Origin of the sequence: Yersinia vastinensis, from assembly GCF_044905075.1 — a bacterium.
Classification (GTDB): domain Bacteria; phylum Pseudomonadota; class Gammaproteobacteria; order Enterobacterales; family Enterobacteriaceae; genus Yersinia; species Yersinia vastinensis.
Genome location: NZ_CP173260.1, coordinates 1015974 through 1036532, shown reverse-complemented (window position 1 = coordinate 1036532; position 20559 = coordinate 1015974). Strand labels below are relative to the sequence as shown.

Genomic DNA, 20559 nt, shown 5'->3' with positions numbered 1-20559 from the left:
CGGGTATAACATCAGGAACGAGACCAGGATGCAGCAACTACAGAATGTTATTGAAACCGCCTTCGAGCGTCGTGCCGATATTACTCCAGCCAACGTAGATACCGTAACGCGCGAAGCGATTAACCATGTGATTGACCTGCTGGATACCGGCGCCCTGCGAGTGGCAGAAAAAATTGACGGCCAGTGGGTAACCCACCAATGGTTAAAAAAGGCAGTATTACTGTCTTTCCGCATCAATGATAACCAGGTTATGGAAGGCGCTGAAACCCGTTACTACGACAAAGTGCCAATGAAATTTGCTGGCTATGATGAAGCTCGTTTTCAAAAAGAAGGCTTCCGCGTAGTGCCTCCGGCTACCGTGCGTAAAGGTGCTTTCATTGCCCGTAATACTGTCCTGATGCCTTCTTATGTCAACATTGGTGCTTTCGTTGACGAAGGTACGATGGTCGATACTTGGGCAACCGTGGGTTCTTGCGCGCAAATTGGTAAGAATGTTCACCTGTCCGGTGGCGTAGGTATTGGTGGTGTATTGGAGCCATTGCAAGCTAACCCAACCATTATTGAAGACAACTGTTTTGTTGGCGCACGCTCAGAAGTGGTTGAAGGGGTTATCGTCGAAGAAGGCTCTGTTATCTCTATGGGCGTATTTATCGGCCAAAGCACCCGCATCTATGATCGCGAAACCGGTGAAGTCCATTATGGCCGAGTTCCAGCAGGCTCAGTGGTCGTTTCAGGTAGTCTGCCATCGAAAGACGGCAGCTACAGCCTGTACTGCGCGGTTATCGTGAAGAAAGTCGATGCGAAGACCCGTGGAAAAGTCGGTATTAATGAGTTATTGCGTACCATAGACTAAGATTATAGATAGCGGGCTAATCCCCGCTATTTTTTTGCCTTGAGCATTGTATATTCAACGTAAATGAAGCTGTAAACGGCTTCAAATGTATAAGATATCGCCTGTAATCACATATTTTGGCGAAACTTACCGTCATAATCATAAACTGTGGAATATAAAACCAAAAAGGTGGCGCTATGTATGACAATCTGAAAAGTTTAGGGATCACACAACCAGAAGATGTCGATCGCTATAGCCTGCGTCAGGAGGCCAATAACGACATTCTGAAAATTTACTTCCGCAAAGATAAAGGCGAATTTTTTGCTAAGAGTGTGAAATTCAAATACCCACGCCAGCGTAAAACAGTGGTTGCTGATAATGCGGGTCATGGTTACAAAGAAATCAATGAAATTAACCCTAACCTACGTTATGTCATTGATGAACTTGATCAATTATGCAAACGTGATCAAATTGAAGTTGATTTGAAACGTAAAATTTTGGATGACTTACGTCACTTAGAAAGCGTTGTTGCCAATAAGATTTCTGAAATCGAATCTGACTTGGAAAAGCTGACCAGCGGCCGCTAAATCTGGTAGGAATTTTTATCTATCTAAAATTATTGGAGTTGCAGGTCAGTGAATATTGCAATCACTCCTGCAACACCAAATTCGAACACCGAGTTATTGCTGAAAAAGTGCGACTTATTGCAGCAAATGCCCCCACTGTTCTACCCACGGCGCTGAAACCACTTCTGGCTCAGGATGTTCAATGGCATCAATTTCCAATCTTTCGCCAATTCTTGTCGCACCCTGCTCTTGCAGTAATTCGTCAAACGCCCGCCCAGCGCCACAGAAATTATCATAACTGCTGTCACCCAGCGCAATAACGCCATAGCGCAGTTCTGGCTGAAACCCAACTTGATCTCGTACGGCGACAAAAAGTGAGGCAATGCTGTCTGGAAAATCACCCTGCCCAGTGGTTGAGGTCACCACCAGCACATAATGTTGACGATAATACTGCCAAGCTTCTAATGTCCCCTCATCAAACACTTTTACCTCGTGCCCCTGCTCTTTCAGTATATTCTCAGCTTCTTCTGCAACTAGCAGCGCATTACCGTAGACAGTGCCGACAAAAATCCCGACCTGGGCCATAAAAGATATTTCCTTTTGACTAAAAAATTAATTCACTATCCTGACCCGCGGGCGCTGGAAACTCAACCCTTTCAAGATGAGGGGCAATACCCAACCAACCAAAATGTGACATCAACTGTTGCCAAGATTCATCCCAGCGCGCAGTCAGAGTCAGAGGCTCGCCAGTGACCGGGTGGTTCAGTTGCAAATGACTGGCATGCAGCATCAAGCGCGAACAGTCAAAATGCTGCGCAATACCCCGGTTCTGACGTAGGTCTCCGTGGGTGCTGTCACCGATGATAGGATGGCGAATATGTGCCATATGCCGACGAAGTTGATGTTTACGACCTGTTTCCGGCTTCAACTCCATTAAGCTGAAACGGGCTGTATCATAACGCCCAATCGCCACGGGGACTTCTACTTGAGCCAAGGGCTGATAATGAGTGACTGAAGGCTGAGGGGCTTTATCGGGTCTGGCAAATTTGTCCGCGATTTTATCCAGCTCTTCCGTCATTTCATAATCAATAGTGCCATCGTCTAAGACATATCCACGGACCACCGCATGATATGTTTTTTGGATTTGGTGTTGCTCAAATTGTATTGACAGAGTGCGTGCCACATCACTGGATAACGCCATCAACAACACACCCGATGTTGGGCGATCCAAGCGATGGACGGTATAGACATGCTGACCAATCTGGTCACGCACGGTTTGCATCACAAATACGGTTTCATTGCTATCTAGCCAACTGCGGTGCACCAACCAACCTGCGGGTTTATTAACCGCAACGATATGCTCATCTTGATAGAGTATTTCCAGCATTAGTCACTTTCTTTATTTAGCAAATCATCAAGGCGCTGTAATTCAACCAGCAGTACTGTGCAATCTGGGCGGCCATCACCACTCAGGGCCTCTTCAAAATAAGGGGTGATCGCAAAACGTGTTGGGAGTGGCCCTCTTGATTCCAGCAATGCATACATCCGAGGAATTAATACCCATTGCAGCCACTGTTCTGCATCCATGGTATCAATGCTGAAAGGCTCATTACTTTCAAAAGCTTCTGCTTGTGGCGGCACAGTCTGCCAGAGATCGATTTCCCGCATAGCAAACTCGATATTCTGTAGGCTCTGACGCACCTGATTTTCTGTATTCATGATTATGCTCTCAACCCAAAAAACAACTATTCGCCAAGCTGGCTCAACGGCGGCCAAGCATACCATTGAAGCAGGAGATGCCCAAACTCCCACCCCAGATTACAGGCTCGGATTAAGCAAAATACAGATAAAAAAAGGGGTACTGTTTTACCAGTACCCCTCGATTCGTTTCATAGCAATCCAGCTAAAAGTGATGCTCCCTGCTCGTTCCTTGAAAACTTTTCCGTGCGGTTATCCTAACCAGCAATCCGTCGCGTTCTGCTACACCATCCCAGTGCCAATCCTAAGGTTATCCTAACCCACCAATCATCCTGAGTTGGCTCTCAATCTCCATCCTGGAGGTGTCCTTGGTTTCATCCGGAAACATCCCTTCACTCATCCTAAGCAGTCCCTGTGTTCTTCATCCTGAAGTCGCACCATCCTGATGCCATCCCTCTCCGCCAGATCCTATCCAGCGAATAAAGGATCGCTTAATCAACAAAGGGAGACAAGGTACTGTAAGGATAATGAGATGGGCGAGTTTATTTATGAAAAAATGAATATTTATAACAAAATGATTTTATTGAAGATAAATCCAATACAATAATTTCACATAAAAAGAATAGAAGTGATGTCTCACAGCCGGTGTGCGAGATCTCTCACACCGGCTCTGTATGAATAAACAATAACCATCTATTTATTCAGGCATTACTGGTCGTAATGCATCCAAAAAATGAGCGAGTGTTGAAGCCAGCAATGTTCGTTTACCACTCCCAAACTCCTCAAGTATCACATTACCACTCACATTACAGAGTGAGGCCATGGTCATTTCAGATTCTGTGGTCGCTAGAAACAGTGTCGGCGACAGCTTCAATCTTTTTTGTGTCACTAAATGACCAATCAGATTCTCTTGCAAGCGGATAAAATCATCTTCGCTCCATACTTGCAGCAAGGTAAAGCGGCGATCACCCAAATCTGCGGTCATATCACCCGCATATTGCTGGGTATAAAACTCATGAATATCTGGATGAAGTTGAATTTCCAGTGCCCGTTCAATGTTGGCGAGTGTCGCATCGGCAACAAACGGCTGAGGTAACCAAAATACTTGTGAATCCTGCGTGTTCACTATGCAGGGTGAAGGCACCCCATATAGCTCTTCGCTCGCCGGGGGATGCCCTGATTGCTGCTGCCACAAATCAATATAGCGTTGAGTAAAGCTATTGAGTGCCGTTGAAACATTCTGGTCCATTCTTACTCTCAGTATTGCGGCGACTTGCGCTGCACCAAAGTGGGGAACCCGACTTTCAGAAATGCAGTTAAACGCGGCATAAATTGATAAACTGTCGCTATTGTACCTATCTCTTATCATGGAAACAGCATGTCTTCATATCAAGACCATCAGGCTCTGGCGGAACTGACGCTGGGCAAGCCAACCGCTTACCGCGATCACTATGACGCCAGCTTACTTCAAGCGGTACCACGTAGCATGAATCGTGAACCTCTCGGTTTATATCCAGATAACCTGCCCTTTCATGGCGCGGATATCTGGACTTTATATGAATTGTCTTGGCTAAACAGCAATGGCCTACCGCAGGTTGCCGTCGGTGAAATAAGTCTGAATGCAGATAGTCTTAATCTAATTGAATCCAAAAGCTTTAAACTCTACCTCAATAGTTTTAACCAAACCGTTTTTGCCGATTGGGAAAGTGTACGAGCCACTTTGCAGCAGGATTTGGCCGCCTGTGCACAAGGTGATGTCAGCGTCTCGCTATATCATCTGGACGAAATAACCCACCAACCCATTGCCAATTTCGCTGGAGAGTGTCTGGATCAGCAGGATATCCGTATCGAAAACTATGAATTCAGTGCTGATTATTTGCAGGATGCGGCGGGTGAAAATCGAGTAGAAGAGAGCTTAGTCAGCCACTTGCTCAAATCTAACTGTCTGATAACCCATCAACCGGATTGGGGCTCAGTACAAATCAGCTATGCCGGCCCACAGATTAACCGCGAAGCACTGCTGCGCTATCTGGTCTCTTTCCGCCACCATAATGAATTCCACGAGCAGTGTGTCGAACGTATTTTCACTGACATTATGCGTTTTTGTCAGCCCGAAACCCTGTCAGTCTATGCTCGTTATACTCGCCGCGGAGGGCTAGATATCAATCCATGGCGTTCTAATACTGATTTTGTACCTTCTACCGGGCGTTTAGCACGGCAATAAATGCGGGCATGTACGCAAGATTACAGCTCGAACACGTTAATATTGGTAAAAAACGGCTGGCAACGTTAAGGTTAATTACAGGATCTTCATGCTATTTTCAGCTGAAAATGCCAGTAATGGATACTTAGAGGGCTATCTGATATTCCACGGAAAAAAGAAGACAGCACTCTGATACACAGGTACTAGCACCCTTCAGGGGTGTAAAGGAGTAACTTTGATTACACATGTCAGCCCACTCGGCTCAATGGATCTGTTGTCACAGCTCGAAGTGGATATGCTCAAGCGTACAGCAAGCAGTGATCTGTACCGTTTATTTCGTAATTGCTCATTGGCCGTTCTTAATTCCGGTAGTCTGACCGATAATAGCAAAGAGCTACTATCTCGATACGAAACCTTTGATATCAATGTGTTGCGTCGTGAACGAGGCGTAAAACTTGAGCTGGTTAATCCACCAGAACATGCATTTGTTGATGGTAAAATCATCCGCTCACTACAGGCAAACCTGTTTGCCGTCTTGCGCGATATTTTATTTGTGAATGGTCAAATTGTAAGTGCTGAACACCATCAGCATCTGAATACCGAAAGCTCCAGCCACTTGACCAACTTGGTCTTCTCCATCCTACGTAATGCCCGCGCGCTGCATATTGATGAAGAACCTAATATGGTTGTTTGTTGGGGTGGGCATTCAATCAATGAAGTCGAATATCTATATGCCCGCAAAGTTGGCAGCCAACTCGGTTTACGGGAGTTAAATATCTGTACTGGTTGTGGGCCAGGAGCAATGGAAGCCCCCATGAAAGGGGCTGCGGTGGGCCATGCTCAACAGCGTTACAGACAAGGTCGCTTTATCGGTATGACAGAGCCTTCAATCATTGCAGCCGAGCCACCAAATCCACTGGTTAATGAATTGGTTATCATGCCAGACATTGAAAAGCGGCTGGAAGCCTTCGTCCGTATTGCTCATGGGATCATTATTTTCCCTGGCGGCGTAGGTACGGCTGAAGAGTTACTCTATTTGTTAGGGATTCTGATGAATCCGGCCAACAGCGAACAGGTGTTGCCGCTGATCCTGACCGGGCCAAAAGAGAGCGCGGATTACTTCAGGGTCGTGGATGAGTTCATCATGAATACGCTGGGTGATGAGGCGCGTAAATACTATAAAATTATTATTGATGATCCAGATGAAGTCGCCCGTCAGATGAAAAAAGCGATGCCATTGGTCAAAGAAAATCGCCGTAATACTGGCGATGCTTATAGCTTCAACTGGTCCATCCGTATCGAGCCTGATTTGCAACATCCGTTCGAGCCAACACATGAAAACATGGCCAATTTGGATTTATCCCACAATCAACCGCCCGAAAAACTGGCCGCAGCATTACGCCGTGCTTTCTCTGGGATTGTGGCCGGCAACGTCAAAGAAGTCGGGATCCATGCTATTGAAGCTCATGGGCCGTTCAAATTGCACGGTGACCCACTACTGATGAAGCAAATGGACCAACTGTTGCAAGGCTTTATTGCCCAGTATCGAATGAAATTACCGGGTAGTGCTTATACACCTTGCTATGAAATTTGCAGCTAGAGAATAAATAACTTCACCGGGTGGTGCTTGCACTGCCCGATATCACTCTGCCTTAATAACTGTTCAAGACAGGTCATGCAAATCCACCTTCTTATTGTTGATGCCCTTAACCTAATCCGTCGCATTCATGCGGTACAAGGTTCACCCTGTGTAAATGCTTGCAAGCACGGGCTGCAACAATTAATTCAGCACAGCCAACCGACTCATGCCGTCGCCGTTTTTGATGAGGATGATCGTTCTGATAGCTGGCGTCATCAATGCCTTCCTGATTACAAAGCGGGCCGTTCGCCGATGCCAGATAATCTGCAACAGGAAATGCCCCTTATCCGTGAAGCATTCACTTCATTAGGCGTTAACTGTTGGCATTCGCCGGGCAATGAAGCCGATGATCTGGCCGCTACATTGGCAGCAAAGATAAGTCGGGCCGGGCATCAGGTAACCATCGTTTCTACTGACAAAGGCTACTGCCAACTGCTCGCGCCGAATGTGCAGATTCGAGATTATTTCCAAAAACGCTGGCTAGATATACCATTTGTAAAACAAGAATTTGGTGTATTACCACATCAATTGCCAGATTACTGGGGACTGGCTGGGATCAGTAGCAGCAAAATTCCTGGGGTCGCCGGTATCGGAGCAAAAACGGCAGCGCTATTACTGCAACAAGCCAGTAGTCTGGAGGAACTTTATCAGGGGCTGGATTCTATACCGGAAAAATGGCGTAAAAAACTGCAAGAACATCAAGAAATGGCTTTTATTTGCAAACAAATAGCCACACTAAAAACTGATTTGCCCTTAACTGGCAATTTGCAGCAGTTGCGTTTGAATAAATAATATCAGCTTATACCCAATAGACTTTGAGTTGCAGGTAGGTGGTAACAGAGTGAACTCGAGGAGTCCAGATAACGCAATGACTTGAGTGAATGAATGCAGCCAACAAACCTGCAGTTTGAAGATAGCGGTTATATAAAAGCGAAGGGATCCATTGATCCCTTCTTTAAATATAACACTACGCCAACGTTATTGAGCTAGTTACGCTCATCTCGGCGGCCAGGCACGCCTGACCAGATTCGCCGTACATGTACCGTAACTTCTTCACGGTCATGATAAAGTTGCTTGGCCTGAATATGCGCGTTGATGCCATTTTCTTTCAGTTGCTCATCCATCATTTCCAGATTCTCTGAAACAACTTCAAAACGCTTTTTCATCGGTAACTTCAGATTGAAAATAGCTTCACGGCACCACCCGTTAACTAACCACTTAGTGATAAGTTGGGTCACCTTGGCCGGTTTCTCGACCATATCGCATACTAACCAGTAAATATTGCTGCGCGTTGGCTCATATTTAAAACCATCAACGCGATGATGTGTTACCTGCCCGGTATCCATCAGACTTTGTGCCATTGAGCCATTATCAATAGCCTGAACCATCATGCTGCGCTGCACTAATTGATAAGTCCAACCACCGGGGCAAGCCCCTAAATCAACAGCATGCATACCACTGGCCAAACGCTCGTCCCATTCATCCGCGGGGATAAATACGTGGAAAGCTTCTTCCAATTTTAAGGTCGAACGGCTTGGTGCCTCTGAAGGGAATTTAAGGCGTGGAATTCCCATATAGAACGGCGAGTTATTGTTGCTATAAGAATAACCAACATAGCAACAACCAGAGGCAATAAAGAACACATGCACAACTGGACGATGAGGATTCTCACGGGCAGAGAGAATTTTCTGTTCACGCATAGCATTACGCAGCGGCACTGTCAGCTTACGACAGAACTTAAGTAACTCTTTGCTTTCATTAGTATCTGCAACTTCAACACGCAGTTCGCCCGCTTTTTCAATAACCCCCACCAACATGCCAACAATAGGTGAGACGCGATCTTCTGGCGGTAAATCTTTTAATAACTCACCCACCACCATCATCTGGCGGGCGAAGATCAATTCACGGAATGGGACTTCACGAATCAGACGATCCGCATCTTCCAATTGATAGCATTCAAACAACACATAACCGCTATTTTCTTTGACTCGCGCAAAGCCAAAGATCTCAAGTTGGGCTGCCTTAGCAGTAATCTCTGCCGCACACTCTTTCTCAAAGCCAGAGCGGCAATACAAAGCAATCTTATTATTCATGGCGTTCTGCCCTTTTTCTTAGACGCAGCGCGCCAATCAACATCAAAATCCATCCCGCCAGAAAACATACTCCGCCAATTGGCGTGATATATACCCACAATTTCAGGTGTGATAGAGCCAGGCAGTAGAGACTGCCGCTAAAGAGTAGTGTTCCAAGTGCTAACAAGGCTCCACTCCAATAAAACCAAATACTTATCTGCCGTTGCATGGCAACAGCCAGTGCCAGGATTGCCAACGTATGGAACCCCTGATACTCCAGCCCGGTACGAATCCAAGCCATCTCATTTGGCCCCAAAGAGGCATTCAATACATGGGCACCAAAAGCGCCAAAAGCCACATAGAAAAACCCGCTCAGGGCGGCAAATATCAGCATTAAACGACCATTCATCGTCATTAACCTTAAATTAGATAGAGTTATCGTTAAATCGCCTAGTGATAATCAAAATTAGTTGTCATAGCGAAAGCGTAACTTTTCCTGTTCGCTAGCAGCTCTTGCCAGTATCCACTGACGAAAGGCGGCTATTTTACCCAGTTCTGCCTGACTGTCATGACAAACCAGATAAAAAGCATTTTTACTTACCAGCACATCATTAAACGGACACACTAATCGCCCGGCTTCGATCTCGGACTGCGCCATCACGTTATTCACCAGCGCAATACCTTGCCCATGAACAGCGGCCTGAACCACCATCGCACTGTGGCTAAATATCGGGCCTTGTTGCACATTAATTTGTGGTACACCCAGTTGACGGGTATACGCCATCCAATCTCGGCGGGAAGTATCATGCAATAGGGTGTGATAAGCCAGATCTGATGGCACTTTTAACCCATGTTCGCCCATTAACAGGCTCGGTGCGCACACGGGAAGCAAGAATTCGGCATATAAACGTTCAGTGCGCAAGCCGGTCCAATTTCCTCGGCCATAAAATATCGCCACATCCACATCATCGGCAAGTTTATCTTCTTCACGGTCAACGGCTTGGATTCTGACATCAATACCGGGATAAGCCGCATTAAATCCAGACAGGCGAGGAACCAACCATTGGATAGCAAAACTAGGGGGAAGGCTGACGGTCAGGGCACCTTTCGCACTGCGCGCCTGTAATTTTCGCGTGGCTTCATTGATGGAAGTAAAAATCTCTTTGATATCGAGATAGTAACTCTGCCCCTCTTCGGTCAGTAATAAAGAGCGATTACGGCGACGGAACAGTTTTAGTCCAAGAAAATCTTCCAGTGACTTTATCTGGTGGCTAACAGCCGCTTGAGTGACAAATAATTCATCAGCAGCTTTAGTAAAACTCAGGTGGCGTGCGGCCGCATCGAAAACCCGCAGAGCATTCAGTGGTGGTAATCGTTTTGACATGAATTGGATACTTTTTTATAACGGCTCATCGCGAGATGAAACCCTTTGTTTACTTATTAGTTTTTGTAATCCGAGACATTATAAATTGTCCGTTGAGGATGTGCCAGTAAATACCTATAGTGACGGCACTTCCCAAGCCGGAACGAAAAGTAGGTTTAGTATCCAGGTACTGAAATGCTTTTGGCTTTGTGGTTGTGATGTTGTGTTTGCAAATGGTCTGGTGTACCAGACATAGTAGCCAAGCTACTGTTTTTTTTTCACTTCCTGTACATTTACCCTGTCTGTCCATAGTGATTTTATGCAGCACCGCAATTTTTGCGGTGCTTTTTTTTTGCCCTATTTTGGGGCTGACTTATGTTCAATAGACCTAAATGTAAGCGCCCGCTTTATATTGCACAGAGCAAAAGCTTAAATTTAAGTAGTACGAAGGGGATCAACTAATTACCTTCAGCCATCTCTTTCACTTCTGAACGATTAATTTGCTGCTCAGTGCCATTGGCATCGGTATAGCTTATCATCCCTGTTTCATCATCTACTTTAGGTTTACCATCAGCAACGATAGTGCGACCATCATTCGTGTGCATAACATAGTTGCTTGAACAGGCTGCTAAGGTAAAAGTGAGCATAAGTGCAGAAATTACGGCAGCTGTCTTTTTCATGGGTGACTCCTTGCAGATTAAAATGCTGAAAAACTCGTTTCCATTACCAGACAAATGGTTATGTCCGTTACTATTCAGCATAACTCGCTCATGTCATATTGCCAGCCATCAGGGTCATTAGTCGGCTGATTATGGGCAAAATGAGACAGTTCCGAAGCCAATTAAAGGATATAAACAACAATATGAAGGCTTTTAATCCAACAGATTTTCGCCAGGAATTCCCGGCAATCAACGACGAAATAATCTATCTGGACAGTGCAGCAACAGCGCTGAAGCCACGCGCCATGATTGAGGCTACTCAGCTGTTTTATCAGCAAGATTCTGCAACTGTGCATCGTAGCCAGCATCAATCGGCGCTATCATTGACTGTTCGTTTTGAAGAAACCCGCCAACAGGTAGCTGACTTTATCAATGCGCCGGATGCAGAAAATATCATTTGGACACGAGGGACAACTGAGGCCATTAACTTAGTAGCACAAAGCTACGCTCGGCCCCGTTTACAGGCAGGGGATGAAATCATTGTCAGTGAAGCAGAACATCATGCGAACTTAATACCTTGGCTTATGGTTGCCGAACAGACCGGGACCAAAATAGTTAAATTACCCATCGGTCCAGATAATCTGCCGGATTTACAGCAATTGCCACGGTTACTCAATAAGAAAACTCGGCTCTTAGCGCTGGGGCAGATGTCTAATGTGACTGGTGGTTGTCCGCAGTTGGCTCAGGCCATTGAACTCGCCCATCAGTATGACTGCATTGTGGTCGTGGATGGCGCACAAGGTATCGTTCATAGCCCCGCCGATGTTCAAGCTCTTAATATTGATTTTTATGCATTTTCTGCCCATAAATTATATGGACCAACTGGCATTGGTGCCCTGTACGGCAAATCTGAATTACTGAGCGAAATGACCGCATGGCAAGGCGGCGGGAAAATGCTGACACATGCTTCATTCAGTGGTTTTACTCCTCACGAAGTACCATACCGTTTTGAAGCGGGTACGCCCAATATTGCTGGTGTGATTGGTCTCTCAGCCGTTCTCAGTTGGCTCGAACATATTGATTTGGAAGAGGCCGAAGCTTATAGCCAAAGTTTAGCCACCTTAGCCGAGAATAAACTGGCTAACTTGCCGGGTTTTCGTAGCTTCCGTTGTCAGCAATCAAGTTTACTCGCGTTTACATTTGATGGTGTTCACCACAGCGATTTAGTGACGTTGCTCGCCGAACAAGGCATCGCACTGCGAGCTGGGCAACATTGTGCCCAACCATTGATGGCCGCGTTGGGTGTGAGTGGTAGTTTGCGTGCATCTTTTGCCCCCTACAATACCGAGAACGATGTTGAAGTCCTGTGCTCTGCAATCACCAAAACGCTCGCGCTATTACAAGATTAGGCGCTAACAGCTTATAATTTCGAATAATTTAACTAACCATAAAATGAGAAGATGATGATTGCTCCACACCCATTTGGCCACGATATTACCGCAGCTCATCTGCTTGAAACATTCAGTGCTCAGAAACAGTGGGAAGATCGTTATCGCCAGTTAATCTTGCTCGCCAAGCAACTACCACCACTGCCTGAGTCATTAAAGCAAAATGAGTTGGAACTCACAGGATGTGAAAACAGAGTGTGGCTTGGGCATGAACGCCTGCCAGACGGCAGCTTACATTTCTATGGTGACAGTGAGGGGCGGATTGTTCGTGGATTATTGGCAGTTATTTTAACGACTGTAGAAGGCAAAACTCCAGAGCAGGTATTGGCGCAAGACCCCTTGATACTGTTTGATCAATTGGGATTACGCCAACAGTTAAGCACTTCACGTGCCAGCGGTTTACAGGCGCTGGCACAAGGTGTCCAAACCATTGCCGAAAAATACACTAACTAATTGAAGTAACAAGATTATTTTGTTAACCGCACACATATACCTGAGTAGCTATTGTACCTGGCGTGCGGCTTTCGCCATCATTTTCTTCAATGCGTGTGAGACGGCGACAAAGCCAAATGTGGCGGTAACCATCGTCGCCGAGCCGAAACCTGAAGTGCAATCCATCTTCTTCGGCCCTTCAGCAGTACTACGGGATGCGCATACAGAACCATCACTTTGTGGGTAAACCAAGGGTTCGCTGGAGAAAACACAATCTATCCCCAATTTCCCTTTGCTGTTTTTCACCACATTGAAATCATTCTTCAGTCTTTCTCGCAATTTCGCTGCCAGTGGGTCTTGAATTGTTTTCGCCAGATCCACCACTTCAATGCGGGTAGGGTCGATTTGTCCACCTGCTCCCCCCGTCGTCACTACTGGGATTTTATAGCGACGGCAATAAGACAATAGCGCCGCTTTTGGCCTTACACTGTCAATAGCATCAATAACATAGCTAAAATTGTTATCTAAAAGTTCTGCAACATTATCTGCAGTAATAAAATCATCAATACAAGTTACTTTGCATTCCGGATTAATAGCCAGAATCCGTTCTGCCATCACTTCGGTTTTGGCCTGCCCAACATTGTGCCGTAAAGCATGGATCTGGCGATTAGTATTGGTAACGCAAACATCATCCATATCAATCAAAGTAATTGCACCAATGCCAGTGCGTGCCAATGCTTCTGCCGCCCATGAACCCACGCCACCAATACCGATGACACAAACATGCGCTTGTGAAAAAAGCGTCAGCGCCTGCTGTCCATATAGACGTGCTATACCACCAAACCGCTGTTGGTAAGCTTCGGAATAGGTTGTGCTCATCGACTTGTTACCTTCATAACCTTATTACCTTCACAACTTAGAAAAACAATACGAATGCAAAAGCGGCCCATTGGCCGCCTGAGAAAAATAAAAACCACTCTATTTATTGGCCCTGATTACTCACTAATAGAGACGGGTTTTCACCCGATGGCGCCGTTGCCTTATTACCTTGATAAGCCGTAAACAGTGGCCCACCACTTTGGGCATTTTTCAGCACCCAAACTCGGCCATAATGGTTGTAGAAACCAGCAGCTTGTCCTGCGTCGTGCCCAATCCCCTGATAAATATCAAAGTGTTGACCTTTAATTGCACCACCTACATCCAAAGCGACCATCAAGCGCATCTGGTACTGGCCGGTAAATTTCCCCTGATTATCCAACAAAGGGACTTCTGCCAGCAATGTGGTTCCCGGTGGGATCAGTGAACGATCTGAAGCGACCGAAGCTTTGGCAATCAATGGCACAGCGCTGGCACCTTTCACGGGCGCATACATTTCCGGTTTGAAGAACACAAAGGACGGGTTTTGCTCTAATAACTCTCTGACTTCAGCTTCACTGTGAGTTTCAGCCCAGTGGCGAATCGCTTGCATTGACATATCAGCTTTGGCAACTTCGCCGCGATCAATCAAGACCTTACCAATACTGCGATATGCATGGCCATTTTTACCCGCATAGCCGAAGAAGGTCAGAGGCCGGCCATCACCAAAATCAACATAGCCACTGCCCTGTACTTCCATCATAAAATTATCCACCAATGAATTGGTATAGGCGATAACTAAATTACGATTATCCAGAGCACCTGCATAAATAGCCGCCCGATCAGGTAAACGGCGCTTTCCTTTAGCTGGCATGCGGTAAAGTGGGTGGCGGAACTCACCTTGTGGAGTGTAACGCGCCTGAAGTACCGGGGTGTAGTAGCCGGTAAATTGCACGTTACCAAAATTATCGACCCCTTCCATCTGATAGGCATTTAACCCAAACAAACTTAATTTACTGGTATCAGCGCCTGCTAACATCCAATTTTGAACCGCATTGAAAGTATTGCTATTACGGTTATAGAGACCCGGTGAAGATTGGTTAATCACATTCACCTGATCAGAATAATCTTTTGCGTTGACTGGCTTACCTGTCGCGTTCGGCTCATTCACCAGTTCCAGTGATTGCTCCAGACGCCCATCCTTATATTGCTGCCCGCGATCTGTTGGGCGCGATTGGCAACCGGCCAATACAGCAATCATTATTCCACTCAGTAGGTATTTGCCCCAACGACTCGTCATTTCACGCCTTCTCTTACTTATTTTATCTACTGGCGAACGATAACAAACGCCTATAGATAAAGGAATCAGCAGGTGGAAAAAAATCCCCTTGGCATGGTTGTGGGGAAAAAGGAAACAGATAGTTGATAAATTAATCGAAAAACCCTATTTACCCTAATTAAGTGGCAAAACTACTTGCAACAGATCTCATCCAGAGTATAGTGCGCTCAATCGGACGCGGGGTGGAGCAGCCTGGTAGCTCGTCGGGCTCATAACCCGAAGGTCGTCGGTTCAAATCCGGCCCCCGCAACCAACCGATACTGGCTACCAGCAGTGTCATATGTCGTCCGATAGTCTTGAAAGTTAAGACGAATTAGGTAAAATAGATGCCCAGCTGTGAAAACGGCTAATGAAGTAAAGTAATAAATGTAATGACGGACGCGGGGTGGAGCAGCCTGGTAGCTCGTCGGGCTCATAACCCGAAGGTCGTCGGTTCAAATCCGGCCCCCGCAACCAATTACATTAAAAGCAGCAAAATAAAAAAGAGTATTAAGACGGACGCGGGGTGGAGCAGCCTGGTAGCTCGTCGGGCTCATAACCCGAAGGTCGTCGGTTCAAATCCGGCCCCCGCAACCAATTCTTAATCATCTTTATATCGCTATAAGACACCCTCAAGGGTGTTTTTTTGTTTCTGGCGTCCAATCGACGATAAACGTATCCCTAAGCAGGGCTATCCTAGTCCTGCTATATATCAGTCAATGACCATGTGCCAAAGACTAAAGCCGTGCCATCGCCCCACCATTAGCAAAATAAGCTTTGATACCCGCAAAGATAGACTCCGCAATTTGCTGCTGGAAATGGCTAGTTCGCAATTTTCGCTCTTCTTCCAAGTTGCTGATAAACGCCGTTTCAACCAAAATTGACGGAATATCCGGTGCTTTCAATACAGCAAAACCAGCCTGATCAACACTATTCTTGTGAAGCTTATTGATTTTCCCCATACGGTTTAGCACTTCTTTGCCAAATTTCAGGCTGTCATTGATGGTTGCAGTTTGCAGTAAATCAATCATGGTATGGTCCAAATAGCGGTCCCCACTCTTACTGACCCCACCAATCTGGTCGGCTTCATTCTGTGTTTGAGCCAAGAAACGTGCTGCGGTACTGGTTGCCCCCTTGGTCGATAATGCAAATACTGAGGAGCCTCTGGCAGCTCGATTAGTGAAAGCATCGGCATGGATCGAAATGAATAAATCTGCACGTAGCTTACGGGCTTTAGCCACCCGCACTTTCAAGGGAATAAAGACGTCTTCATTGCGGGTCATAAACACCCGCATATTTGATTCTTTCTTTATCAATGCCTGCAACCGCCGGGCAATTTGCAGCACAATATCTTTTTCGCGAGTTTTATTTCGACCAATAGCACCGGGGTCTTCTCCGCCATGCCCAGGGTCGAGCATGATAACAATGGGTCTATCTCGCCCTGCTTTACCCGCTTTAGGCGCTTCTGCGGGCAATGTGCGCTCCACATTGCCTTTATTGTAATCCTCTAATAACGCCAGCAGCGGGTCATCCTCTGCCGAGGTTGTCCCCTCTTGCGGATACAAATCGACGACTAAACGATTTTTGAATTCTGCAAAAGGCTTAAGCGTAAATAATTGTGGGCTGATGCTTTGCTTCAACTCCAGTACCAGTCGGACAGTGTTTTTATCAAACTGCCCTACTCGCGCCTGCTTTAAGTAAGGATCACCGGACTGTACTTGAGTGCTAATTTCTTTCAGAACGCTATTGAGGTGCACACCTTCTATATCCACCACAATCCTATCTGGGTTCGTCAAAGCGAACTGACGATATTTAAGTGGCGTATTGGATTCCAGCGTTACCCGGGTATAGGTTGAGGAAGGCCAGACCCTAACAGCAATAATATGTGAGGAAGCAGCAAATCCAACCCGGGTGACACTAAGCATCCAGGCTGCGGCAGCACCTTGTAGTAGACGGCGACGCCCAGAATTATGATTTGAATCTGCCATGTAACTCCAAAGTAACTACCAAAATATGAATAAAAATCGAACAAAAAAAATTAACGAGGAAAAACTTTAACTAATCGCCCCCCTGCTGTCATCAGAAAAACATTTTTATGTTATTCAATTTATTAATACACATGTGCCATACATATGCATTTAATAGCAATTTCCTGCTTGCCATCTTGATCAAAAAAGAATAAAAATACAAAAATATCGAATAAAAATTCAAAGAGGATCTGCCGTGAAGGAACGTAGTACTGAACTGGTTCAAGGATTTCGCCACTCAGTTCCCTATATCAATGCACACCGCGGCAAGACATTTGTTGTCATGCTGGGTGGCGAGGCGATTGAGCATGAAAACTTCTCAAACATCGTTAATGATATAGGGTTGTTGCATAGCCTTGGGATCCGGCTGGTCGTGGTATACGGCGCCCGCCCACAAATCGATGCCAATTTGGCACAGCACCACTACGAACCTATTTATCACAAGCATACTCGGGTGACCGACGCCCGCACGTTGGAAATGGTCAAACAGGCCGCAGGCCTATTGCAGTTGGATATTACGGCAAGATTATCAATGAGCCTGAATAATACTCCGCTCCAAGGCGCGCATATCAATGTCGTCAGCGGCAATTTTATCATTGCCCAACCTCTGGGGGTGGATGATGGTGTTGATTATTGCCATAGCGGACGCATCCGTAGAATCGACGAAGATGCTATTCATCGCCAATTGGATAATGGCGCTATTGTATTACTGGGGCCTGTTGCGGTGTCCGTTACTGGTGAGAGTTTTAATCTGACATCTGAAGAAGTTGCCACTCAATTAGCCATTAAACTCAAAGCCGAAAAGATGATCGGCTTCTGCTCATCCCAAGGGGTGACAGACAACGAAGGCAATATCATTTCAGAACTGTTTCCAAACGAAGCGCAAAAGCGAATTGAAGACCTGGAGCAAGAGGGTGACTACAATTCGGGGACAGTCCGTTTTCTGCGTGGAGCGGTGAAAGCGTGCCGCAGTGGCGTGCGCCGTAGTCATTTACTGAGTTATCAAGAAGATGGCGCATTAGTTCAAGAGCTATTCTCTCGTGATGGGATCGGCACCCAGATTGTGATGGAAAGTGCGGAGCAAGTTCGCCGTGCAACTATCAATGACATCGGCGGCATATTGGAATTGATTCGTCCACTTGAACAACAAGGTATTTTGGTGCGGCGTTCACGTGAGCAACTTGAAATGGAAATTGATAAGTTCACTATTATTGAGCGGGATAATCTGACTATTGCCTGTGCCGCGCTTTATCCATTCCCTGAGGAGCAAATAGGGGAAATGGCTTGTGTTGCAGTGCACCCGGATTATCGCAGCTCTTCTCGAGGTGAAATGCTCCTCAAGCGGGTCGCAAATCAAGCGCGGCAGATGGGCCTGAAAAAACTGTTTGTGTTAACTACTCGCAGTATTCATTGGTTCCAAGAACGCGGTTTTACCCCAGCAGAAGTTGAGGTTTTACCGATTCAAAAACAAGAATTGTATAACTATCAGCGCCGCTCAAAAATTCTGTTGGCGGATTTGTAGTCGGTCATTGATGGTGATGAGGGGGCAATAGCCCCCTTAGTATTATTTCTTCAGCGCATTCAAACGATCAACCAATCCACTAAGGCGAAGAGTTGGTGTGCGTATCGCATGGCTCAATACCGCCTCACTGCAATACAGCGTTAAGCGCTGTCGGGCGCGTGTTATCGCGGTGTAAACTAACTCTCGGGTCAACACTGGCATAAAAGTATTGGGTAATACCAACGCTGTATGCTCAAACTCCGACCCCTGAGACTTGTGCACGGTCATCGCATAAGCAGTTTCATGGCTAGGAAGGCGGCTGGGTTGTACTGATTTTATATTGCCGTCTGGCAACTGGAAATGCACTCGCAGCTCCCCCTCACCGTCAATTAGCGCAATACCAATATCACCGTTGAACAAACCAAGAGCACTGTCATTAAGCCCAATCATGACAGGCCGACCGACATACCAGCGCCCTGATGGCCCTACGGGGCGTTCAATTAAGCGCTTACGATGCAATAACTGTTCAACCCGCTCATTTAGCCCACTGACACCAAATGGCCCAGTACGTAATGCACACAATAACTGATAACGACCAAATGCTGATAACACATCAGCAGCATGCGCGCCGGTGGTCGCCAGTTGAAGATAGTGCTGATAACCAGTAGCACAGTCTTCCAGCAATGCCTGATACTCATCGGCGTCAGCGAGAGAAAAATGCTCGATATCAGAATGTGCCCCATTTAAAACGGATAATGCGTCCCGATATTTGCCTGCATTCACGGCCAAAGCAAGCTGCCCAATACCGGATTTTTCATCAAAACGGTAACTCTTGCGTAGCAAACACAAACTATCACGGACATTGACTGTATCGCTCTGCACATCACCAATAGGTATTTGACCCGCCAGCGTACAGCCTGTTAAGCGTGCTAATTGTGCCGCTCGAGTGCTGCTATAGCCTAATTCAGCAAAGCGACAAATATCGCCCAGTACCGCCCCCGCCTCAACGGAAGCTAACTGATCACGGTCACCAAGAAAAATCACCTGAGCCTTCTCTGGTAATGCAGCAATAAGCCGCGCCATCATGGGTAAATCCACCATAGAGGCTTCATCAACCACCAGCACATCAAGGCTTAATGGATTACCTTGATGATAACGTAGGCGCTGGCTGTTAGGTTGAGCCCCTAGCAAACGATGCAAAGTAGAGGCCTGTTCAGGAAATAACTTGCGCTCATCATCAGTCAGTGGAAGTTGCCGAATAGCGTTGCCCAGTGATTCGGTCAAGCGTGCCGCGGCTTTACCAGTGGGGGCTGCTAGTTGAATACGTAACCGTTGCCCTTGGCTAAGTTGTATCAGTGCGGTCAATAACTTTGCGACTGTGGTCGTTTTGCCCGTGCCCGGCCCACCAGAAATGACTGAAATTCGACGTGTGGCTGCGACGGCGGCGGCCACTTTTTGCCAATCAATTTCAGGGCCAGCCTTCCCAAAGAGGTTATCAAGGGTTTCTCTCAATAACGTTTCATTTACTACTCTGGTTTCGTTGATGAATGAAGCGGCATTATCACTGGCAATAAAGCGCACCACATCCCCCTCGTACTGCCACATCCGCTGCAAATACAAACGGTCATTATGTAGGACGAGCGGTGTTGGCTGCGATCCATCACTGACCGCAGGCGCGTTATTTAGTACTTGTGCCCAACGCAATTTATCTGGCGCTCCCGCCGCCTGCCATAGCGCTTGCGATAGCTCTGGTTGCCGCCCACCAAATAACTCATCCGCCTGTAAATAGCTTAATGGCAAGCACACATGCCCCGCCCCAGCTTCAGCACTGAGAATAGCGGCGGCTAATTGCAGCATAGGGTCATTATCAGCAGCTATCATACGTGAGAACTGGACATCCAGAGGACGTAGTAAATGGTCTCGAACAGCTTGCTCCAGTAGCATCA

At 46.5% G+C, this 20559-nt stretch carries 20 protein-coding genes and 3 tRNA genes; 11 read left to right on the top strand and 12 right to left on the bottom strand.

The features are described 5' to 3' along the window. Positions 1-28: 28 nt before the first annotated feature. Positions 29-853, top strand: a complete 825-nt coding sequence (dapD, locus tag ACIOG0_RS04705; RefSeq protein WP_050098110.1) for a 2,3,4,5-tetrahydropyridine-2,6-dicarboxylate N-succinyltransferase — start codon at positions 29-31, stop codon at positions 851-853. 176 nt (positions 854-1029) lie between these two features. After that, positions 1030-1419 (top strand): DUF3461 family protein, encoded by a 390-nt coding sequence (locus ACIOG0_RS04700; protein ID WP_005276087.1) that lies wholly within the window; start codon positions 1030-1032, stop codon positions 1417-1419. A gap of 114 nt (positions 1420-1533) precedes the next feature. Here ACIOG0_RS04700 and ACIOG0_RS04695 read toward each other — a convergent pair whose 3' ends face one another. The 4 genes from ACIOG0_RS04695 to syd all read right to left on the bottom strand — a co-directional run bounded on the left by ACIOG0_RS04695 (position 1534) and on the right by syd (position 4345). Beyond that, the gene (locus tag ACIOG0_RS04695) at positions 1534-1983 is read right to left on the bottom strand and encodes a flavodoxin (RefSeq protein ID WP_050098109.1); all 450 of its coding nucleotides are present in this window, start codon (positions 1981-1983) and stop codon (positions 1534-1536) included. A 19-nt stretch (positions 1984-2002) separates the two neighbouring features. After that, the gene (truC, locus tag ACIOG0_RS04690) at positions 2003-2785 is read right to left on the bottom strand and encodes a tRNA pseudouridine(65) synthase TruC (protein ID WP_050098108.1); all 783 of its coding nucleotides are present in this window, start codon (positions 2783-2785) and stop codon (positions 2003-2005) included. Then, positions 2785-3117, bottom strand: coding sequence for a YqcC family protein (locus ACIOG0_RS04685; protein ID WP_050098107.1), 333 nt, complete (start codon positions 3115-3117; stop codon positions 2785-2787). The genes truC and ACIOG0_RS04685 overlap by 1 nt, the downstream gene beginning before the upstream one ends. 676 nt (positions 3118-3793) lie before the next feature. Continuing rightward, positions 3794-4345 carry a SecY-interacting protein gene (gene syd / locus ACIOG0_RS04680; protein WP_050098105.1) on the bottom strand — a complete coding sequence of 184 codons (552 nt, stop codon included), beginning with the start codon at positions 4343-4345 and terminating at the stop codon, positions 3794-3796. A gap of 129 nt (positions 4346-4474) precedes the next feature. Between syd and queF the strand changes: the two genes are divergently transcribed. From queF to xni, 3 genes are all read left to right on the top strand, one after another. Continuing rightward, the gene (gene queF / locus ACIOG0_RS04675; protein ID WP_050098104.1) at positions 4475-5320 is read left to right on the top strand and encodes an NADPH-dependent 7-cyano-7-deazaguanine reductase QueF; all 846 of its coding nucleotides are present in this window, start codon (positions 4475-4477) and stop codon (positions 5318-5320) included. 214 nt (positions 5321-5534) lie between these two features. Then, on the top strand, positions 5535-6899 hold the full coding sequence (ppnN, locus tag ACIOG0_RS04670; protein ID WP_050098103.1) for a nucleotide 5'-monophosphate nucleosidase PpnN: 1365 nt from the start codon (positions 5535-5537) through the stop codon (positions 6897-6899). A gap of 75 nt (positions 6900-6974) precedes the next feature. After that, positions 6975-7730: a flap endonuclease Xni gene (gene xni, locus ACIOG0_RS04665; RefSeq protein WP_050098102.1), complete on the top strand. Its 756-nt coding sequence runs from the start codon at positions 6975-6977 to the stop codon at positions 7728-7730. 194 nt (positions 7731-7924) lie between these two features. Here the strand turns inward: xni and rlmM are convergent, their stop codons facing one another. From rlmM to ACIOG0_RS04645, 4 genes are all read right to left on the bottom strand, one after another. After that, positions 7925-9031: a 23S rRNA (cytidine(2498)-2'-O)-methyltransferase RlmM gene (rlmM, locus tag ACIOG0_RS04660; protein ID WP_050098101.1), complete on the bottom strand. Its 1107-nt coding sequence runs from the start codon at positions 9029-9031 to the stop codon at positions 7925-7927. Beyond that, positions 9024-9419 (bottom strand): DUF423 domain-containing protein, encoded by a 396-nt coding sequence (locus ACIOG0_RS04655; protein ID WP_072086527.1) that lies wholly within the window; start codon positions 9417-9419, stop codon positions 9024-9026. The genes rlmM and ACIOG0_RS04655 overlap by 8 nt, the downstream gene beginning before the upstream one ends. A gap of 57 nt (positions 9420-9476) precedes the next feature. Further along, positions 9477-10394: a transcriptional regulator GcvA gene (locus tag ACIOG0_RS04650; protein ID WP_050098100.1), complete on the bottom strand. Its 918-nt coding sequence runs from the start codon at positions 10392-10394 to the stop codon at positions 9477-9479. A gap of 437 nt (positions 10395-10831) precedes the next feature. After that, positions 10832-11053 carry a YgdI/YgdR family lipoprotein gene (locus tag ACIOG0_RS04645; RefSeq protein ID WP_032910246.1) on the bottom strand — a complete coding sequence of 74 codons (222 nt, stop codon included), beginning with the start codon at positions 11051-11053 and terminating at the stop codon, positions 10832-10834. A 182-nt stretch (positions 11054-11235) separates the two neighbouring features. Here ACIOG0_RS04645 and csdA point away from each other — a divergent pair, with 182 nt between their 5' ends. Both csdA and csdE read left to right on the top strand, forming a co-directional pair. Further along, positions 11236-12441 (top strand): cysteine desulfurase CsdA, encoded by a 1206-nt coding sequence (gene csdA / locus ACIOG0_RS04640; RefSeq protein WP_164908407.1) that lies wholly within the window; start codon positions 11236-11238, stop codon positions 12439-12441. A gap of 51 nt (positions 12442-12492) precedes the next feature. Further along, positions 12493-12933 carry a cysteine desulfurase sulfur acceptor subunit CsdE gene (gene csdE, locus ACIOG0_RS04635; RefSeq protein WP_050098098.1) on the top strand — a complete coding sequence of 147 codons (441 nt, stop codon included), beginning with the start codon at positions 12493-12495 and terminating at the stop codon, positions 12931-12933. A 48-nt stretch (positions 12934-12981) separates the two neighbouring features. Here csdE and tcdA read toward each other — a convergent pair whose 3' ends face one another. Continuing rightward, positions 12982-13791 (bottom strand): tRNA cyclic N6-threonylcarbamoyladenosine(37) synthase TcdA, encoded by an 810-nt coding sequence (gene tcdA / locus ACIOG0_RS04630; protein ID WP_050098097.1) that lies wholly within the window; start codon positions 13789-13791, stop codon positions 12982-12984. Positions 13792-13894: 103 nt separating this feature from the next. Next, the gene (gene mltA / locus ACIOG0_RS04625; protein WP_050098096.1) at positions 13895-15067 is read right to left on the bottom strand and encodes a murein transglycosylase A; all 1173 of its coding nucleotides are present in this window, start codon (positions 15065-15067) and stop codon (positions 13895-13897) included. Between the two features lie 215 nt (positions 15068-15282). Between mltA and ACIOG0_RS04620 the strand changes: the two genes are divergently transcribed. The 3 genes from ACIOG0_RS04620 to ACIOG0_RS04610 all read left to right on the top strand — a co-directional run bounded on the left by ACIOG0_RS04620 (position 15283) and on the right by ACIOG0_RS04610 (position 15682). After that, positions 15283-15359: transfer RNA gene (locus ACIOG0_RS04620), tRNA-Met, on the top strand. A gap of 126 nt (positions 15360-15485) precedes the next feature. Beyond that, a tRNA-Met gene (locus ACIOG0_RS04615) sits at positions 15486-15562 on the top strand. A 43-nt stretch (positions 15563-15605) separates the two neighbouring features. Continuing rightward, a tRNA-Met gene (locus tag ACIOG0_RS04610) sits at positions 15606-15682 on the top strand. A 140-nt stretch (positions 15683-15822) separates the two neighbouring features. On the opposite strand, the gene amiC is transcribed toward ACIOG0_RS04610, so the two are convergent. Then, positions 15823-17073 (bottom strand): N-acetylmuramoyl-L-alanine amidase AmiC, encoded by a 1251-nt coding sequence (gene amiC / locus ACIOG0_RS04605; RefSeq protein WP_050098095.1) that lies wholly within the window; start codon positions 17071-17073, stop codon positions 15823-15825. A 235-nt stretch (positions 17074-17308) separates the two neighbouring features. Between amiC and argA the strand changes: the two genes are divergently transcribed. Further along, positions 17309-18634, top strand: a complete 1326-nt coding sequence (argA, locus tag ACIOG0_RS04600) for an amino-acid N-acetyltransferase (protein WP_050098094.1) — start codon at positions 17309-17311, stop codon at positions 18632-18634. 42 nt (positions 18635-18676) lie between these two features. Here the strand turns inward: argA and recD are convergent, their stop codons facing one another. Beyond that, the gene (gene recD / locus ACIOG0_RS04595; protein WP_404705044.1) at positions 18677-20557 is read right to left on the bottom strand and encodes an exodeoxyribonuclease V subunit alpha; all 1881 of its coding nucleotides are present in this window, start codon (positions 20555-20557) and stop codon (positions 18677-18679) included. Between the last annotated feature and the right edge of the window lie 2 nt (positions 20558-20559).

What these genes read in the sequence shown, in the direction of transcription:
- dapD (WP_050098110.1), top strand. Translation starts at nt 29, where the DNA reads ATGCAGCAACTACAGAATGTTATTGAAACCGCCTTCGAGCGTCGTGCC.
- ACIOG0_RS04700 (WP_005276087.1), top strand. Translation starts at nt 1,030, where the DNA reads ATGTATGACAATCTGAAAAGTTTAGGGATCACACAACCAGAAGATGTC.
- ACIOG0_RS04695 (WP_050098109.1), bottom strand. Translation starts at nt 1,983, where the DNA reads ATGGCCCAGGTCGGGATTTTTGTCGGCACTGTCTACGGTAATGCGCTG.
- truC (WP_050098108.1), bottom strand. Translation starts at nt 2,785, where the DNA reads ATGCTGGAAATACTCTATCAAGATGAGCATATCGTTGCGGTTAATAAA.
- ACIOG0_RS04685 (WP_050098107.1), bottom strand. Translation starts at nt 3,117, where the DNA reads ATGAATACAGAAAATCAGGTGCGTCAGAGCCTACAGAATATCGAGTTT.
- syd (WP_050098105.1), bottom strand. Translation starts at nt 4,345, where the DNA reads ATGGACCAGAATGTTTCAACGGCACTCAATAGCTTTACTCAACGCTAT.
- queF (WP_050098104.1), top strand. Translation starts at nt 4,475, where the DNA reads ATGTCTTCATATCAAGACCATCAGGCTCTGGCGGAACTGACGCTGGGC.
- xni (WP_050098102.1), top strand. Translation starts at nt 6,975, where the DNA reads ATGCAAATCCACCTTCTTATTGTTGATGCCCTTAACCTAATCCGTCGC.
- rlmM (WP_050098101.1), bottom strand. Translation starts at nt 9,031, where the DNA reads ATGAATAATAAGATTGCTTTGTATTGCCGCTCTGGCTTTGAGAAAGAG.
- ACIOG0_RS04655 (WP_072086527.1), bottom strand. Translation starts at nt 9,419, where the DNA reads ATGAATGGTCGTTTAATGCTGATATTTGCCGCCCTGAGCGGGTTTTTC.
- ACIOG0_RS04650 (WP_050098100.1), bottom strand. Translation starts at nt 10,394, where the DNA reads ATGTCAAAACGATTACCACCACTGAATGCTCTGCGGGTTTTCGATGCG.
- ACIOG0_RS04645 (WP_032910246.1), bottom strand. Translation starts at nt 11,053, where the DNA reads ATGAAAAAGACAGCTGCCGTAATTTCTGCACTTATGCTCACTTTTACC.
- csdA (WP_164908407.1), top strand. Translation starts at nt 11,236, where the DNA reads ATGAAGGCTTTTAATCCAACAGATTTTCGCCAGGAATTCCCGGCAATC.
- csdE (WP_050098098.1), top strand. Translation starts at nt 12,493, where the DNA reads ATGATGATTGCTCCACACCCATTTGGCCACGATATTACCGCAGCTCAT.
- tcdA (WP_050098097.1), bottom strand. Translation starts at nt 13,791, where the DNA reads ATGAGCACAACCTATTCCGAAGCTTACCAACAGCGGTTTGGTGGTATA.
- mltA (WP_050098096.1), bottom strand. Translation starts at nt 15,067, where the DNA reads ATGACGAGTCGTTGGGGCAAATACCTACTGAGTGGAATAATGATTGCT.
- amiC (WP_050098095.1), bottom strand. Translation starts at nt 17,073, where the DNA reads ATGGCAGATTCAAATCATAATTCTGGGCGTCGCCGTCTACTACAAGGT.
- recD (WP_404705044.1), bottom strand. Translation starts at nt 20,557, where the DNA reads ATGCTACTGGAGCAAGCTGTTCGAGACCATTTACTACGTCCTCTGGAT.